A 16,293-nucleotide genomic window follows, 5' to 3' on the forward strand; every position below is an offset into this window, starting at 1 on the left:
CAGAACAAACGCTCTATTTGTTTGATATTAATAAAATAATTATATATAATGTACATATACTAAAAAAGAGATCAGGTGCTGGAACACCTGATCGGAAACTACTAACCGCATGGTGCGGTTAGCCCAAAGAGGTTGTATGATTTTAAATGAAGTAGCGTATTTCTACCTTGGGGAGGTAAGACGTCTACTTCTTTTTCTTTTCGACGAACAACATAACCACTATTGTAATAAAACCTAGAAGTACTAAGTTAAATTGATTTACTAGTTATAATGCTTCGTATCTGGAAAGTAACTAACATTATAGCTGCTCGAATTATAGACAGAACAAACGCTCTATTTGTTTGATATTAATAAAATAATTATATATAATGTACATATACTAAAAAAGAGATCAGGTGCTGGAACACCTGATCGGCAACTACATACCGCATTGTGCGGTTAGCCCGAGTTTGTTGTTATATACTAAAAAGAAGTAACTGGCTTGTTCCTGGCGAGGCTAGACGGTTACTTCTTTTTATTTTGGACGAGCAACATAACCACTATTGTCATAACTCCTAGGAGTACTAAATTAAACTGACTTACTAGTGATAATGCTTCGTATGTCGTCATTCTATTCCACCTCCCTTCTCATGAGGAAAGTGGCTAACCGTCTACCCTGCTTTTATGTAGTTGTTAGGATAATTGTATCACAAGAAAGAACGAATGTTCTATAATTTTAAATAAGATGGAAAATAACCAGGAAACTACGCTTCCATTTTTCTATAATTCTAGTAAGTTACATATAGAGACTCTTTTCAACCAATCCGATTAATCACAATCGATAATTTATAACCCACATAATGGCTCAAGTTTGTCAAAAATTCATCTAATACTTCATTGGATGGCAGTTTGCATTCGAGAAGATAACAACTTTCTCCACTCACCTTGTAGTTATTTAGTATGTATCGGTCATGTTTCTTTAAGAAAGATAGATATGGTTGGTGATTCGTGTTTTTCGTAAAAATATGTATAATTGCATGAACAACATAACCCAATTTTTCTTGATTGACTTTAATCGTATAGCCCTCGATAACCCCTTGGTCCTCTAACTTGGCAACCCTTGTTGAAGCTGCTTGTCCGGTCAAATGAACTTTTTCCCCTAATTCCTTCATCGTAATACGACTATTTTTAGATAGTTCGTCCATTATCCGAATATCGGTTTGATCCAACACTTGATTCAACTCCTTTCACATTTCAAGTAAAAACGCACAAAGACTTGATTTTATCTATGTCAATGTTATTCGGTCATAGTATAAACTATACCTGTATCAAAGAAAAGGAGTTGTTATCATGAATATTACATTAATTCGAAATGCCACACTAGTGGTCCACTATGCAGGAAAGAAGTTTTTAATAGATCCGTTTTTATCAGAAAAGGGAACCTACCCTCCTTTTCCACACTCAGTAAGACAAGACGAACTGAACCCTCTAGTAAGCCTGCCTACTTCCATCGACAAGATTATCGATGATGTAGATGCAGTCATTGTCACCCATTTACATCTTGACCACTGGGATGATGAAGCCAAAAAGGTATTGCCAAAAGACATCAAACTGTTTGTACAAAATGAGAACGACGCGACAGAAATTAAAAATGCCGGTTTCGAAAATGTTGAAGTCTTACAAAAAGATACAGTATTTGGCGATATTTCGTTAACGAAAACAAAGGGTGAGCACGGAAGAGGAGAAATTCTGAAAATGGCTGGCCTAGTTTGTGGTGTTGTTTTCGGGCACTCTAGCGAAAAGACTCTATATGTAGCGGGCGATACAGTCTGGTATGAAGGAGTTCAAGAAGTCATTCAAACACATAACCCAGAGGTCATCGTCGTCAACGGAGGAGACAATCAATTCCTGCAAGGCGGTTCATTAGTGATGGGAAAAGAAGACATTTATGAAGTATCGAAAGCTGCCCCTCATGCTAAAATTATTTCGGTTCATATGGAGGCCGTAAATCATTGGACGTTATCACGAGCAGAATTGAAAAGGTATACTACTGAGAAAGGTATTTCATCCAATATTCTAGTGCAAAATGATGGAGATTCCTACTCATTTTAGGAATATAAACGGGTAAAGAAAATAAAAAAGTGATTAGATGTTCCCAGCGTCTGATCGGCTACACCCGCGAGAGAAGTAGTTAGCTCAGATATGTGGTAAGACTAAAAAGAAGTAACCAGCTATAACCTTTGGGGGTTAGACGGTTACTTCTTTTTATTTTGGACGAACAACATGACCACTATTGTAATAACTATGACAAGACTATATTTAAAAAGTATAAGAATCCTATAATATTGAGTATACTAAAAATCAATGATAATTAATTTTAGAATAAGGTGAGCTTATTTGACTACAATTGAAAAAATGGATACACACGCTAATGAAACCCAAGAAATTGTAAACAAAGTAATTGACCTTTGGCAACATGAGGTTGTTTTCTCTTGGCGTTGGTGGTTTGGGGTAACAATTTCTATTCTTACTTGGTTGTTTTGGATTAAATTTCACAATAAAGAAAGTAGATATCGGTTATTGTTAGCAGGCTTTTTTGTAATGACTGTCTCTGTTACCTTAGATGCTCTCGGAGTACAATTAGGACTGTGGTCTTATAGATATGAGGTTTTTCCAACTATACCCGCATATGTCCCTTACGATTTAGCACTTTTGCCAGTTGTTATTATGAGCTTAATACAATTCAAACCTCACTACTCTCCTATTAAAAAGGCTTTTATATTTGGTTTTTTTACATCTTTTATAGGAGAACCACTCATTGTATTAACTGATATATACAAAATGGAAAATTGGCGTATTTTTTATTCAGTTCCTATCTACATAATAATTTATCTACTAGCCCATTGGTTAACCACTAGAAAGGAATTTATAGAAATAAATTGAGAGTATTTTCATATAGATACATGACCTAAATGATAAACATAATATAGAATGAACATACAATGAAAAGAAAATCAGGTGTAGTTACACCTGATCAACAACTATTTTTGTTGTAAATCAAAGAGAAGTAACTGTCTTGTTCCTGGCGAGGTTGGACGGTTACTTCTTTTTCTTTTCGACAAACAACATAACCACTATTGTAATAACTCCTAGAAGTACTAAGTTAAATTGACTTACTAGTGATAATGCTTCGTATGGCGAAAGTGACTAACATTATAGCAGCTCGAATTATATACAGAACAAACGCTCTATTTGTTTGATATTAATAAAATAATTATATATAATGTACATATACTAAAAAAGAGATCAGGTGCTTGAACACCTGATCGGCAACTACAAACCTTGAAAGAAACGGTTAGCCCAAAGTTTGTGGTTATATACTAAAAAGAAGTAATCGTCGTTTCCTTGGGAGGGTTAGACGGTTACTTCTTTTTATTTTGGACGAACAACATAACCACTATTGTCATAACTCCTAGAAGTACTAAGTTAAATTGACTTACTAGTGATAATCCTTCGTATGTCGTCATTTTATTCCACCTCCCTTCTCTAAAAGGAAAGTGGCTAACCGTCTACTTGCTTTTATGTAGTTGTTACATATATTATAGCACGAACAGAACGCTTGTTCGAGTATTGGATTGTATATTTCATACCTACAACAACTAAGAATGCTACCCACTTACAGCATTGGTAGTTTCGTTGTCTTGTAATCTCCTCCGTTTATCTTTACAAAAAAACAGAAACCGGATGACCCCTACACCAATTTCTGCTTCTAACCTTTTTTCAGCAAATTCATTACGACTCTATTTAGCTACTTTCAAACTGCACTCTTTTTTTAGAGAAATCGTAAAAATTGTTTCACCTTTTTTAGACGTGAATGTTAAATCACCTTCATTTTTTTCCAGTAGCTGTTTACATATCGACAAGCCAAGTCCTGTTCCGTTTGCCTTACCGGTCACAAATGGTTCAAATATTTTCTCTTGTACATCAGGTTCAATTCCATTACCGTTATCGATAACACTAATATAGTAGTTTTCTTCATCTTGATTGGTACGTAAGATGATTCTTTTAAGATAAGACACAGAATTCAGTTCCTCTATTGCATTGTTGATTAAATTAGATAATACCTGCTGTATGGCGATTTTTTGTACAACTATGGTAAATGAAACATCAGTTTCTAACACTAGTTCAATATTTTCATCAATACATTTCGGATAGACAAGGTCAACTACCGACTGAAGAAAATCATGACTTTCATACTCACTATACGGTTCTTCGATTCCATTATTTTTAGAAAAGCTTAAAAAACCGGTAATTTGTCGATACAGTCCCGCAAGTTCTCTATCTATAATATCCATGTATTTACTTACTCGCTCCATGGAATCTAGCGGTAATTCAGAACGAATGAGTTTATGAAATCCATCGATAGCTGTTAAAGGATTTCGAATTTCATGAGCCATATTGGCACCCATTTTTCCGAGTAAATTTAAACGGTCGTTATGTAGTCGTTGTATCTCTCTTTCTCTTTCATCAATAATTTCTTCTGCTTTGTTTATATAAATGCGACTAATATGTCTTTGTGCTTGGTCGATTCGTTTATGTAGTGATCCTAGTACACTCGTAACGTTAGATAAAGCTAACTTTTTCACTTCGAAGTAATCCCAGACGCAAGTAGAAACAGCCTCTCTCCATAGATGAGAGGAGTGAAGTATGTGTTCAATGGGTGTATTGATTTTCGAATGATACTCACACATGTCAGGAATGATGTGATAGAACCTGTGGTTATCTAAAGGATTATGTATATCTATCAATAATTGAAAGTAGATTCTTCCATTTTTTCTTAAATCATTATGGTTGTACAAACCAGGAAAGTTTTCCTCGATCAAACTGATCCAACGATCTAGTATTACCTCTTTATTCTCATTTTCAAAATCTTTTAACCAGCTTACTTGCTCCATGGCTGCACCTACTAAAATTATTTAATTTCTAATATATTTTACAGTATATTATTAAATAGTAAATATAAACTTTATTACTATTATTTGGTTGTTCGATCTGGTAAAGTGCAAGCGGTATTCTGCTTATTAACAAGTTCCATCATAAAAAAAATGTAAAAAAAGCAGAAAATCGAATGATAGTCGAATTTCTGCTTTCTTGTATTTAACAAATAATCAACTACTACCACAACCGCCTCCGCAGCTCGAACAGCTTGTTCCTCCAGAATCGCCGCCTCCACTACTGTCTCCAGAATCACCAAATCCCGTTCCACAAGCAAATCCAGAGCAAGCAGATCCACCACTCGAATGGTCATGTTTGTTGTAGTATTCTTCTGGAACGACTTCACTCATATGATCCTGAAAATCATCGTCATCATAAAGGGAATATAATACAGCTGCAGACGCTGCATACCCATAGATGTGAGCTTCATTTGTAGAAGTAACTGAAGCAAACTTCTTATTACCTTGTTTTACTTGATGCGCATCGTTGATTTCATTCTTTAATTTCGAAATTAAATACTTCTTTACATCCACCCAGTCATCGTTATTTCTAAAGTATTTGGACATCAGCTCTACTTCTGACAATAAGCGAAAGTCATCTAAAATCTCACGCTTAATCGGGTTTTGTAAAAATTGCCCCCAAATAGCTCTGCTGTTAGGAGTCGATTCAAATAAACTTAAATACACCCAATCAAAAAATGCCCTCTCCCCAGGTATTGGAGTACTGTCCATGTTCGGCATGTGATGCAGCATATCATGATAAAACTTCTTCGAAAAGTCCTCGTACTCTCTCGTAAACATCAGCATCTCATGCCAAATTTCATCTACATTATGACTAAACATCGGAACAGACTTTAATAAACTGTTCATCACAAAATAACGCTTCAACTCAAACATTCCCCAATCAAACTCATGATCTTTCCACTTAGGATGATTTTGAAGAACGCGATTTTTCACATTATCGATATACCCAGGTTTTAACGTCTGATTTAGCTTTTCAACAATTACCAATGCCTTTTCATTGTATATTCCGAGCTGCTCTGGAATGGGATCATTTTTTAAAGGTGCTTTTCTTCCTTTCGAAGAAGATAAAGTGCTACCTACTATAACTAAAAATCCGATCACGACTGCTCCTATAATGAGACCCGTCATTTTTAATACCCCCTTTTTCATGCTCAAACACCAGGTTCTTACTAATATATACGATTTACGCTGTGATTGGTTTCAATCATTGTACAAATATTTTAAGAATTTGTATATTAATAGTTCCGTTTACTCCCTGTTTACTAACAAGTGATTATGTTTCAAATTACGTCAATTTTTTCACCTCTCATGAATGGGACTTTCTAAGGTTGGAAGATCATAAGCAATTGCAAGATTTGATAAAAATAAAATAATTAGATATAATTAACATATATTAAAAAGAGATCAGGTGTTGGCGCACCTGATCAGCAACTACAAACCGCTTGAAGCGGTTAGCCAAAGTATGTTGTCATACGAAAAGAAGTAATCGTCTGTTACCTTGGTGAGGCTAGACGGTTACTTCTTTTTATTATTTGCGACGAACAACATGACTACTATTGTGATAACTCCTAGAAGTACCAAGTTAAATTGACTTACTAGTGATAATGCTTCATATGTAGTCATTCTATTCCACCTCCCTTCTAGAAAGGAAGTGGCTAACCGTCTACCTGCGTTTATGTAGTTGTTAGATGTATTATACCACGAATCGGAACATTTGTTCTTATTTATAGGATATTAGTATAAAATTTCTTTATGTGTTCTCAAATTAAGTAACTGAATAATACAAAAAGAAAGGTTCTCATCTTGAAATGAGAACCTTTTTTGAACTATATTCTATTACTCAAAAATTTCTGTAAAGGTTCTAAAGCTAGTAATCTCAACAGGTTTATCCCCTTTTATAGCCGAGACATGAACATGACTTACTTCATATACTAGTTCATTTGAATCTTTTTGTTTTCCGTAGTTTTCTTCATCTACCGTAATTGTGATAGAGATGGTTGAATCCATACTTACTCCACCTAATACGATATCACCTAATGGTAATACATATGAGCCTTGTGCTGTTTGAACGTTGATTTTAGCGTTTGGTTGTGCGTTTTTCAGCTGATTTATAACATGAGCTGGAATTTGTACTTCCATAACATCGCCTTGTTCAACAGCGATCGTAAAGAAGTCCACCTTATCTTTTGATTTTGCAGCGGCTACTAGCGCATTTACGTCAACGGTTGCAGTAATTTTGTTTCTTCCCTTTTCATCTTTTGATTTGGTGATTTTCTTCTCAAGAGTTAGTTCTTTTCCTTTACCCTTCTTCGGTACCTCTGTGACAACTCCGGCAAAGATACTATTCGCTAATAAACGGTAGCTGAATTGTGTATGTGCTCTAAATGCTAAGTCATTGGCGAATAAAGTAATAGACGTATTTTCTAACTGCTGAGTAAAGGCCATATATTGACCTTTCGCCTTCTCGTTTCCTGGCCACCAACCGGAAACATAGAAGTTCTCACTGTCACTGAAGCTTGCTAATACTTCTGCCTCTTGAGGTACGGACGAAATCCATGCACCATTTGTTGTATAAAGAAGCTCATCCTTTTGGTAACCCGAAGTGAGTAAATGGTCATTAACCTCTGCCTTAATCAGACCTTCATGACCTGGTCTCGTGTAGTTGAAATTGTATCCAGGTAGTAATCCGCTTCTCTTTACCGCATTCAGACCGTTTATTCCAATTCCAACAAATGATTTTCCATCCAAGGAAGCTGGATTTAGACTGCTGCTATCACTTACAATAACATCCGCTTCTTCCTGTGCTACAAGCTTAAATCCTAGCTCTTTTAATGAAAACTTCAATTGTGCCGTTCCGAGCGCTGCTACTTTTGGTTGTTTCAATTGATTTGTCTTCACATGATTGGATGTGCCTAGAGGAGCTGCTTCAAAGTAGTACTTTGTTTTATAAGGTTCCAAATCCTTAGTACGTACTATATAGTCTCCTTTGCTGACTTTCCCTTTCGTTTCGGTTGCGACTTCTACTACTTTCCCATTCTTTAGAAGTTCATTTACTAGAATAATAGTTTCATTGTTTGTATTCGTTAATACTTGTTTAGGTGTATTTCCAACCATATTTCCAGTAGGAATTGTTACCTGTTCTACTTTCTTCGTATTTTTGTCAAAAGCGCCTTTTTCACGAATATCATGCACATCAAATCCTCGTAGTGCAGGGAAATTAACGACAACTGGATCGTACATCGCACCCCAGTCTGACACATTATCACCTTTGTACAGTACTGCATTGACAAATCCGCGTTTTGCTTGATTCATCGAAACGACAAACGTCCCTTTAGGAAACTGAGTTCCATCTACTTTCATACTTTTTGTGGTTTGCTCTACCTTTACACCGTTACGAAGTAAATATTCCACCATTTTATGTGCTTCCAGGCTGTTTTTCTGTTCTACTTCATCAACTGGAATCACATAGTAATCAGGGAAGAAATTTTCATTTTCACCTCTTACACGTCCAATTTTTTCTCCTGCAGCATTAATATAATACTCATCAACTGCTGTGTTATCTTCTCCATTGACTCCACGCTTGAAAATCTCAAGCTGCTTTTTATACAATTCATCCTTATTTTCTGTTACAAATAAGGTAGCTCCAAGTCCTGTCCCTTCCATCGCTCGATAAGAATCCTGACTTAACGCAGGAACTTCAATCGTATGACCAAGAGAACCATGAAGCATCGCATAAATTGCCGTATACGCTGGTGTCATATCATCCCAGCCATCTTTCCACGTTAGCGCAGGGATAAAATATGAATCCAGATTTGAATTCCCAATACCCGCTTGACCCATACTATGTGCTTGGTCAATCATGTTAGGGTAAAGCAAATCATACTCGAAGTTCGGGTTATGTGGTGGAGTTGTAGGTTCAATTAAAAATCCGTTTACATACCCGTGCATATCTAGAAATGAAAGTGGTGTCCACTTTGCAATCACTTCCGTCACAGCGCGAGTTTCTACTTGTGTTTGATACGTATTGTCTCGATTTAAATCGAAGCCGTTTGCATTTGCTCGTGTATTGGCTACCCTTCCATCAGGATTGTTTGTAAACATGTATAAGAAAATTACATCATCTAACACATCATTTACATTCAAGTTGACTGTTTTTTCCTGTTGATCTTCACCAGTTGTTTTAAAGGTGACCTCTTCCTCAAGTGCAAACTTCTTTAGAAGTTCAACCTGCGCATCGACACCTTCTACTTCATCTGGATGAATATTGTTGATCCAAATTGGCACCTGATACTCACCCATTGACCCATTTTCTAATTTCTTCAGAACGCTTTCAGGGTTTTCTAAAGCAGTTGGTAATGTTTCGTTTAAGTACTTGTCAACGGCAGCTTTATTTTTTGCCAGTATCACGAAGTGAAGATCACGTCCTTCTACTGACTTTCCTAAACTTTGGTACTCTAAGTATCGATTATTGGTGTCATCTGATTTTGCTTGCTCAAAGACTTCATCAATTGCTGGCTTGATTTCATCGAATAGTAAAAATTCATCATATACATTAAGTTTTACTGTAGTCGCAGCCTTTGCTCCATTGTCTGAATTCAGTAATGCTAATTCATAGTTTCCTATAAACTGCGGATAAAGCGTTCGAAGGCTTCTTGGTGATAAATTGTCTGTATTAAAAAGTAATCCAAACTGGAGTGTTGCCTTTACAGTTGTCGTTCCTTCTATAAAATGAGGTTCCTGAATAACTTTGATAAAAGGTGCACCTGTAAATTTGCCTTCAGATGAATTCCAGCTTTTCCATTCGTTCAAACTCTTTCCACCAAATTGCCACTGGAGGTTTTCTAAGTCAACATCATCACCGAAATCAGCACTTACCTCAACGGTTCGAGCTTCTGTCAGAGAAAATAAAGATCTACTCGTCTCGAGCTTCACCACATTGTTTTCTTCCCCATTTACTTCTACAGGGAGCGACGTTGGAACAGCAATCGATAGCAATAATAGAGCCGCTAACCATACAGCAAGATATTTTCTCATAAAACCATCCTTCCTTTGCCATATTAGGAACTTCTATCAAATTAACATAACAGAATATTTCGGGATTTGAAATACTTTTCACTCGACAAAACTCTTTGTGGATTAGACAAAATTTGACGTGGTAGTTGAACTAGTTTGATAGAACATAAACTTTCTCAGTCTTGGCCGACTAAACGCCACGATACAAGATTCCGTTCGAGACATTTGCTTTTTCATAACAGCTATCGAAATGTGAACTTCAAGTGTTTGGTGGTTATGGAAGGTAACAATGGTAGATTGATGGTGTGGTTGTAAATGAAGGATGTGTTCGTAAAAGAGCCAGATACATTCATAGCTTTCAGGTGAACACGTTGGAAATGCATAAATGTCTTCTAGTGGATTGATTGGTATGGGTGGATATTGATGAAAGGACAACTTATGACGAAGGGCTTTTCTTCTTCCTTCTAGCGAGGAGCCACCTTCTAGACAGGCATGTTCAATGAGTTTCATGGGAGTTTCTTTACAATAAAATTCACCTTGGAGATCTAAGATTTTTGATGCATATGTAGCATGGTATGCAGGTAGGATTGCGAGCGTTGTTGGGGATATTTCGTAGTGTTTTAGTTCTTTCATGGGTAAATCGGTACTCTCCTTCTATTAGTCTATAAAAGGAAATGTTGTGGATCAGATAAGTATTTGTTACTCTTCATCAGGGAATAGAAGCTTCACTTCAGCACTGGCTTCCTGAACAATTTTGGTTATGTCAATGTCCCACTCTGTAATCATCTTAGCAATGGTAATTCCTTTGGGCAGACTGAGGCCACGTTCAATTCTACCTAAATTGTTCCGGTGAATGCCAATCCTGTGCGCAAACTCTTCCTGATTAACAGTAATAGCTTGTCTCGCTTCACGGATCTTCTCACCTATTAACTTAGTTAATAATTGGTCCTTATCTGACATCGGCTCTATCTCCTTTGAACCCAATTATCTAGTGAGATAGAAAAAAGTTACACAACGTATACGTTGCATTTTGTGACAATTTTTAAAAAGCATTATTTTTTTGGAAGAATATAAAAAGAACGTTTTCGGGTTTCATAATAGAAACTTGAAAACGTTCTTTTTTACTGCGCAGTTGTATCTATACAGAAAGATAATTTTTACATCCTTTAAACATGCAGTTATTTACCTTTTTAACGGTTAACTTGCTGACACAATTAGGACAATGGTCTTTCTTAATGGTCTCTCTTTCTAGGCTTCTTTAATATTTTTACATAGTTCTATTTTGCAATATACAATGGTTCCTCTTTATTTCTGTAGTTGTCTTCAAATCATAATTCATATTCTTTAATGCTGTTAACTTGAATTTATACTATTTACTTATTTTTTGATGCTCAAAACAATATATCTTTCCATTAAACTTTTTATTAGATAAACAAAATGCCCTTACTTTTTCTGACACTTGTTTGTTACATGTAGCGCAAACAGCTTCTACTTTTAATACTTGATCACCTTCGTTTGGACTGTCAACTTCGCCTTTAAGAACTTTTACATGCAATTCCCTATCATTAGTATCTGTAATATTGATTTCCTGAAGAGTTTGATATATTGCATTTATTTCAGTCTCGGAGATAAGAGGTTCCTTATGATGAATCTTTTGTACTGACACTTTTCGATGAATGAAGTCGGACAATTCAACATCATACACAATTAAGTCATTAGAACCAATTTGTCTTATATCTAACTCATCTAACTTAAAAGTAGATCGTTTGGTAAAGGAAACCATTGAGATAAATAAATGATGGTACTTGGAATCAATGAATTGTTTTAATGCTTGAATGTGCCCATAGTTTTGTACGAAAGGATTCATCATCTTAAACTTACCATTTACAGACCAAGTCTTTCTTTCCTTTCCACCATAAATTGTCCCTTGATAATTCTTTGTCTCAATGACAAAAATGCCAAAGGGAGTAATAATAACATGATCAATTTGTGAGAATCCAGACTTAGATCTCGGATTCTCCACTAATAAATCACTTAAGTGTTTATATTCCTTAGGAAGTTGATCAAGTTGAATATCAATTTTATATTCGCCTATTTCGCCTTTGCGAACTGCTGTATGTTCAGTAGTTTTTTGCTTTGGACTAGGATGCATTTCTGTAGTTTTATTTTCATTTTCTTTTTTCTTAAATAAATCTAGTAACTTTCTCAAATTTGATCACCGTATATTTTATTATTTATATTCGGAGTTAGTTCAATGGTATATTCATACTCTTCCTTTCGAAATGCCTATTCAATCAATACTTACAAATTATAATAATATGGATAATTGCGTTATTTTAATTAGGTACTAAAGATTATTGCTAGGTAAATGAACAAAACGATATAGCTTCTACATAAATTCCTTTAAGTCTATTACTTCTGCTCTTAAACCATCAAGATCTATTTTATAACTTATTTCAGTAATATGTTGAGGCAATTGTCCACCTAAGAAGCTCTCTGGTACAATCTTAGGAAAGCTATCATTTACTTCATATCTTTTCACTTCGAGCAGTCGATATTTTTTTGTACGAATTTCACTGCCAATTGGATATTTTAGCTTTTCAAGAGCACGTTCAATTTCTGTTTTTTCCACTGCCAAATCTAATAATTGTGTAGCCAAATCTTGGATTGACACTCCGTATAAATTTGGCTCAAATCGAAAATATAACACGTACTTTGCCCTTAACTGATATTGACTATTAATTATTATATTTGATCCATAACGTGCTATTGTCGATTTTACCTCATAGGAACCATCCTCACTATTAAAATCAACTGTACCTCCAAAAGGCCCTACCCAAGACACTTCTTTTCCTTTCTTCAACAAGTAATAATAAGTAAGCATTTCAGCTAATACACTATATGCCGCTTTATCAATATTTGCATTACCCAGCAGTTCTTTCATTACATGCCACCATGAAATCGGATTTTGTTGAATTTCTAGATAATGCTCTGAATCTAGAACCTTTTCTAAAAAGCCTGCACAAATAATTGCAAAATCATCTAATAACTTGGTTTGATCGGATAATAACATTAGTAAATGAAGTTCTTCACCCGCTACCACATATTCTTTTGTAAAATATGATATGTTTGCAAACTTCTCATTTACATGTTTATCTGAAGAGATTTCAATTGCCACACCTTGCATACCATCAATTTTTACAATCCAATAATATTGTTCTTTTAATGTAATGGACGGTTTTGCTGAAGTTCTTAAATAAGCAAAACCATTTCTAATTTTTTGTAATGTTTGCATATACTGAACTCGTTTCTCTAATTTTGTTGACATCATTTAAGAAATAATCATACAAATTTGTAACGTATGCTTTTATGCCACCTTCTACTAAACTAGGTTCGATCATATTTAACCGAGCCGTGTTTAATTTCAGTACTCGCCTAAATAGCTTTGGAATATTGCTACTAGCATACAATTTATACTGACGCATTAATTCGCGCGTTAATTCCACACGATAACCCCCACTACCCGAACGGTCAATCAGCTGCATAATTTCATCTGATGTATTATCTTTTAATGTAGCAAAAGTTAATTCCTCTGATCCTTGCCAAGAAAGATGAATATACCACCAAATACTTCTCAACCAAATTCGGCGTGTTCCCTTATAAAATCGTAGATCATTCATTCCGGATCGTTCAAACACTAAATCCGGGAATACTTCTAAAGATAAAAAACGCCAAATCTCATCTTGAGCTGCTAATCTTTCGTTAAAGAGGTATTCTTCTTTAAGCACTCGGTACAAAATTAGACCCATGTGTAAATCAAATGCATAAGAGTTAATTTTCTTCATTTCATTCTTTAGAAAGGTATTTGCTTCGTTTATCATAATTTCTCTAAGTTTGTCAAAAGGTGGCTTTACTAGGCGTGGAGAACAGTTTTGTGGCTCTGCTTCAATTTGTTGATATTTAAATTTTGCTTGTGCTTTTGTATAAGTAACATTTTCCCACACTACATTTCACCCAACTTTATTCTTTTCTCTAAATCTTTGCGAAGAGATATTGCAAGTTTTTCTGGGGTATCAAAATCCCAGCCAAAAGTTGTTTTGAAATAATACATGACTTCTCCAATAGAGCCTTCTTCGCAGTTTCTCCCGTCTTGAATATCCTGCCAGTCAGGACATTCCATCAAGTTTTGTAAGACAAGCTGCAGGGCACTTGATAAAAACTCAATATACAATGCTTGATCAATCTTTGTTTTTGGTTTTTGAACTGATGGAAATGCAATATGTGCTTTATTTAAATAAATAGCAATATACTCTTTATCGAACGGCTCTACTAATGGTTCCGAATAATTGAAATCGACATACCATAAAGGTTTATTAGGTTCATTTACAATCACGATTGGGAATGTAGAGCCGGAACCATCTAATATGACAATCCATTCTACTAACCTCCCTCTATATAGAAAGGTAAATCTCTCGATTTCTCGTTTTTTCTCACGATTTCATAGTCATCCATATTTAATAGACTTTAATAACATGGGATAAAGTTGTATTTTAGTTAAATTTTGGAGTTGAGAAGCAAAAAAGACTGTAGGTACCCAAGCCACCTTAATCCAAAAGGTGGAAATCCAGTTAAAGTATGGTCGCACTGGTGGATGTCTACATTTCTCATGGAGGTCAACCCTCCCATATCTCACAGAGTCTATGCTCCAAAATTCCTTCGTCCAACCTTTCCATGAGGTAGATGTCAGTTATGCTTCCCGACAGGATCTATGTCCGTATTTTAGTTGTTTTACTGACTAATCCGTGCTTCAAATGTCTATTAATTATTGAGATTAACTACTATAAAAGCATGATTTATACGTTATATCGAGAATTCTAAGCTACTTTTGGCAATTCAGCCATATGAGGAATATCCTTCAACATTCTTTCTTCACTAAACACAAATTGTTTCTTACCTATTGCAAATAACACTCGTATCAATTTATTACATAAAGCGATCAGTGACTGCATCTTTTTTAATGGATTATCAGGTCGCTTTGTATAGTATTCATGTAAGGCTTTAAAAGCAGAATTCTTAGCTACAAGGGGCATAATGACTCTAAACAAAAGGGCTCTTAGGTTTCTCCTGCCTCTTTTGGTTATTCTGGTTTGTCCCTTATGTTTTCCTGATGTGTGTTCCATCAAGCTTAATCCTGCAAGTTTAATGATTTGCCTTGGATGTGAGTAATAACGTAAATCTCCAATCTCTGCAAAGAACCCAGCTATCGTATCTTTTCCTATCCCAGTAATCGCTAGCATTTGGTGCACTCCTGGTATTTGTTCTAATAGCTCGTCCCTTTTAACCTCTAGTTGTTCAAACTTTTTAGTAATGAGTTCATACTTATCTAACAACGTGCTTAACTCTAATTTGGCCAAATCTGAACCCTCACGGATTCCGATTGAAACGCCGGCCACCTTCTTTAATTCTTTTATTCTACTTATACCCACTGCACGTTTTGCAGCTTTCCTAATATGAGCTAATAACTCTTGATCAGGGAGTTCAGCTAACTCATGTGGTAGTAGATTTAGCTTTAATATTTGTAGAGCAGAAAGCCCCTCCCAATCTTTAAAGACTGTTAGGAATTCAGGGAAATATCGGTCAATCCAATTGTGAATTTGCCCTTGTACCGCTTGTAGGTCGACGGATAATTGATCGCGTATTTTTCTAGCGATTCTAAGATCGGCATATATTCCTTCTGGAATATTAGGTTCAGCGTATCTTCCGTCTTTCACTAATTGGGCAATGACCTTTGCATCTTTCACATCATTCTTAGTTGGGGAATTATCATCTAATTCCTTTGTCTTCTTAACATGAGCTGGATTGACAACTACTAACTTGAAGTCAGTACCCTTTAGATAATGGGCTAAATTTAGCCAGTAGTGTCCAGTAGGTTCAACACCAATGATTACTTTATTCATGTTTTGTTGATCCTGTATCTCTTTAATCCATTCAACAAATCTATCAAAACTATCTCTCGCATTTCCAAAGTATAGAGGTTTACCAAACTCCAAACCTCTATAGTCCTGCGCACGAGCTACGTGCTTGAATTTCGCAATATCAACACCTATAATTAGTGTTTGAGAAGTAATTTGAGCAATCTTATTATTTTGGTTATAATTCATTTTGAAAGCCTCCTGGAATATATGATTTGTCCTTTTTGCCGGCAAGCTTAGGACACTTATATCATACCAAGAGGTTATTTTTATGTTCAAATGCCATTTTTAATCATTACAGGAATGCTTCC

The 16,293-nt window shown here is 35.5% G+C and carries 15 protein-coding genes; 2 read left to right on the plus strand and 13 right to left on the minus strand.

The features are described 5' to 3' along the window. Window positions 1-504: 504 nt before the first annotated feature. Window positions 505-609: a putative holin-like toxin gene (locus JR050_RS20345; protein ID WP_239454392.1), complete on the minus strand. Its 105-nt coding sequence runs from the start codon at window positions 607-609 to the stop codon at window positions 505-507. Between the two features lie 185 nt (window positions 610-794). Next, window positions 795-1,211 (minus strand): winged helix-turn-helix transcriptional regulator, encoded by a 417-nt coding sequence (locus JR050_RS13345; RefSeq protein ID WP_204204006.1) that lies wholly within the window; start codon window positions 1,209-1,211, stop codon window positions 795-797. A 118-nt stretch (window positions 1,212-1,329) separates the two neighbouring features. On the opposite strand from JR050_RS13345, the gene JR050_RS13350 reads away from it, so the two are divergent. Continuing rightward, a complete protein-coding gene (locus tag JR050_RS13350; protein WP_204204007.1) occupies window positions 1,330-2,091 on the plus strand; it encodes an MBL fold metallo-hydrolase in 762 nt (253 codons plus the stop codon). 285 nt (window positions 2,092-2,376) lie between these two features. After that, window positions 2,377-2,922, plus strand: a complete 546-nt coding sequence (locus JR050_RS13355; protein ID WP_204204008.1) for a CBO0543 family protein — start codon at window positions 2,377-2,379, stop codon at window positions 2,920-2,922. An 857-nt stretch (window positions 2,923-3,779) separates the two neighbouring features. On the opposite strand, the gene JR050_RS13360 is transcribed toward JR050_RS13355, so the two are convergent. The 11 genes from JR050_RS13360 to JR050_RS13405 form a co-directional block, all read right to left on the minus strand. Beyond that, on the minus strand, window positions 3,780-4,934 hold the full coding sequence (locus JR050_RS13360) for a sensor histidine kinase (RefSeq protein ID WP_204204009.1): 1,155 nt from the start codon (window positions 4,932-4,934) through the stop codon (window positions 3,780-3,782). Window positions 4,935-5,147: 213 nt separating this feature from the next. Next, window positions 5,148-6,125 (minus strand): glycine-rich domain-containing protein, encoded by a 978-nt coding sequence (locus JR050_RS13365; RefSeq protein WP_239454393.1) that lies wholly within the window; start codon window positions 6,123-6,125, stop codon window positions 5,148-5,150. 387 nt (window positions 6,126-6,512) lie between these two features. Next, the gene (locus JR050_RS20350; protein WP_239454394.1) at window positions 6,513-6,620 is read right to left on the minus strand and encodes a putative holin-like toxin; all 108 of its coding nucleotides are present in this window, start codon (window positions 6,618-6,620) and stop codon (window positions 6,513-6,515) included. A gap of 213 nt (window positions 6,621-6,833) precedes the next feature. Further along, a complete protein-coding gene (locus tag JR050_RS13370) occupies window positions 6,834-10,031 on the minus strand; it encodes a M14 family metallopeptidase (RefSeq protein WP_204204011.1) in 3,198 nt (1,065 codons plus the stop codon). Between the two features lie 102 nt (window positions 10,032-10,133). Continuing rightward, entirely contained in the window at window positions 10,134-10,643 is a 510-nt protein-coding gene (locus tag JR050_RS13375; protein ID WP_204204012.1) for a competence protein ComK, read from the minus strand. Between the two features lie 66 nt (window positions 10,644-10,709). Beyond that, on the minus strand, window positions 10,710-10,970 hold the full coding sequence (locus tag JR050_RS13380) for a helix-turn-helix domain-containing protein (RefSeq protein ID WP_204204013.1): 261 nt from the start codon (window positions 10,968-10,970) through the stop codon (window positions 10,710-10,712). A 409-nt stretch (window positions 10,971-11,379) separates the two neighbouring features. Next, window positions 11,380-12,219, minus strand: coding sequence for a nuclease-related domain-containing protein (locus JR050_RS13385; RefSeq protein ID WP_239454395.1), 840 nt, complete (start codon window positions 12,217-12,219; stop codon window positions 11,380-11,382). Between the two features lie 180 nt (window positions 12,220-12,399). Continuing rightward, window positions 12,400-13,305: a PD-(D/E)XK motif protein gene (locus JR050_RS13390; RefSeq protein ID WP_204204014.1), complete on the minus strand. Its 906-nt coding sequence runs from the start codon at window positions 13,303-13,305 to the stop codon at window positions 12,400-12,402. Continuing rightward, entirely contained in the window at window positions 13,283-14,014 is a 732-nt protein-coding gene (locus JR050_RS13395) for a DUF6339 family protein (RefSeq protein WP_204204015.1), read from the minus strand. Before JR050_RS13395 ends, JR050_RS13390 begins: the two co-directional genes overlap by 23 nt. Continuing rightward, window positions 14,014-14,403 carry a hypothetical protein gene (locus tag JR050_RS13400; RefSeq protein ID WP_204204016.1) on the minus strand — a complete coding sequence of 130 codons (390 nt, stop codon included), beginning with the start codon at window positions 14,401-14,403 and terminating at the stop codon, window positions 14,014-14,016. The genes JR050_RS13395 and JR050_RS13400 overlap by 1 nt, the downstream gene beginning before the upstream one ends. 481 nt (window positions 14,404-14,884) lie before the next feature. Then, window positions 14,885-16,171 (minus strand): IS110 family RNA-guided transposase, encoded by a 1,287-nt coding sequence (locus JR050_RS13405; protein WP_204201725.1) that lies wholly within the window; start codon window positions 16,169-16,171, stop codon window positions 14,885-14,887. Window positions 16,172-16,293: the final 122 nt, after the last annotated feature.

Origin of the sequence: Bacillus suaedaesalsae (assembly GCF_016890225.1) — a bacterium.
Lineage (GTDB): Bacteria > Bacillota > Bacilli > Bacillales > SA4 > Bacillus_BS > Bacillus_BS suaedaesalsae.

Coding starts and splice junctions, on each gene's coding strand:
- JR050_RS13365 (WP_239454393.1), bottom strand. CDS start 6,125: ATGACGGGTCTCATTATAGGAGCAGTCGTGATCGGATTTTTAGTTATA.
- JR050_RS13370 (WP_204204011.1), bottom strand. CDS start 10,031: ATGAGAAAATATCTTGCTGTATGGTTAGCGGCTCTATTATTGCTATCG.
- JR050_RS20345 (WP_239454392.1), bottom strand. CDS start 609: ATGACGACATACGAAGCATTATCACTAGTAAGTCAGTTTAATTTAGTA.
- JR050_RS13350 (WP_204204007.1), top strand. CDS start 1,330: ATGAATATTACATTAATTCGAAATGCCACACTAGTGGTCCACTATGCA.
- JR050_RS13390 (WP_204204014.1), bottom strand. CDS start 13,305: ATGCAAACATTACAAAAAATTAGAAATGGTTTTGCTTATTTAAGAACT.
- JR050_RS13375 (WP_204204012.1), bottom strand. CDS start 10,643: ATGAAAGAACTAAAACACTACGAAATATCCCCAACAACGCTCGCAATC.
- JR050_RS13360 (WP_204204009.1), bottom strand. CDS start 4,934: ATGGAGCAAGTAAGCTGGTTAAAAGATTTTGAAAATGAGAATAAAGAG.
- JR050_RS20350 (WP_239454394.1), bottom strand. CDS start 6,620: ATGACTACATATGAAGCATTATCACTAGTAAGTCAATTTAACTTGGTA.
- JR050_RS13380 (WP_204204013.1), bottom strand. CDS start 10,970: ATGTCAGATAAGGACCAATTATTAACTAAGTTAATAGGTGAGAAGATC.
- JR050_RS13405 (WP_204201725.1), bottom strand. CDS start 16,171: ATGAATTATAACCAAAATAATAAGATTGCTCAAATTACTTCTCAAACA.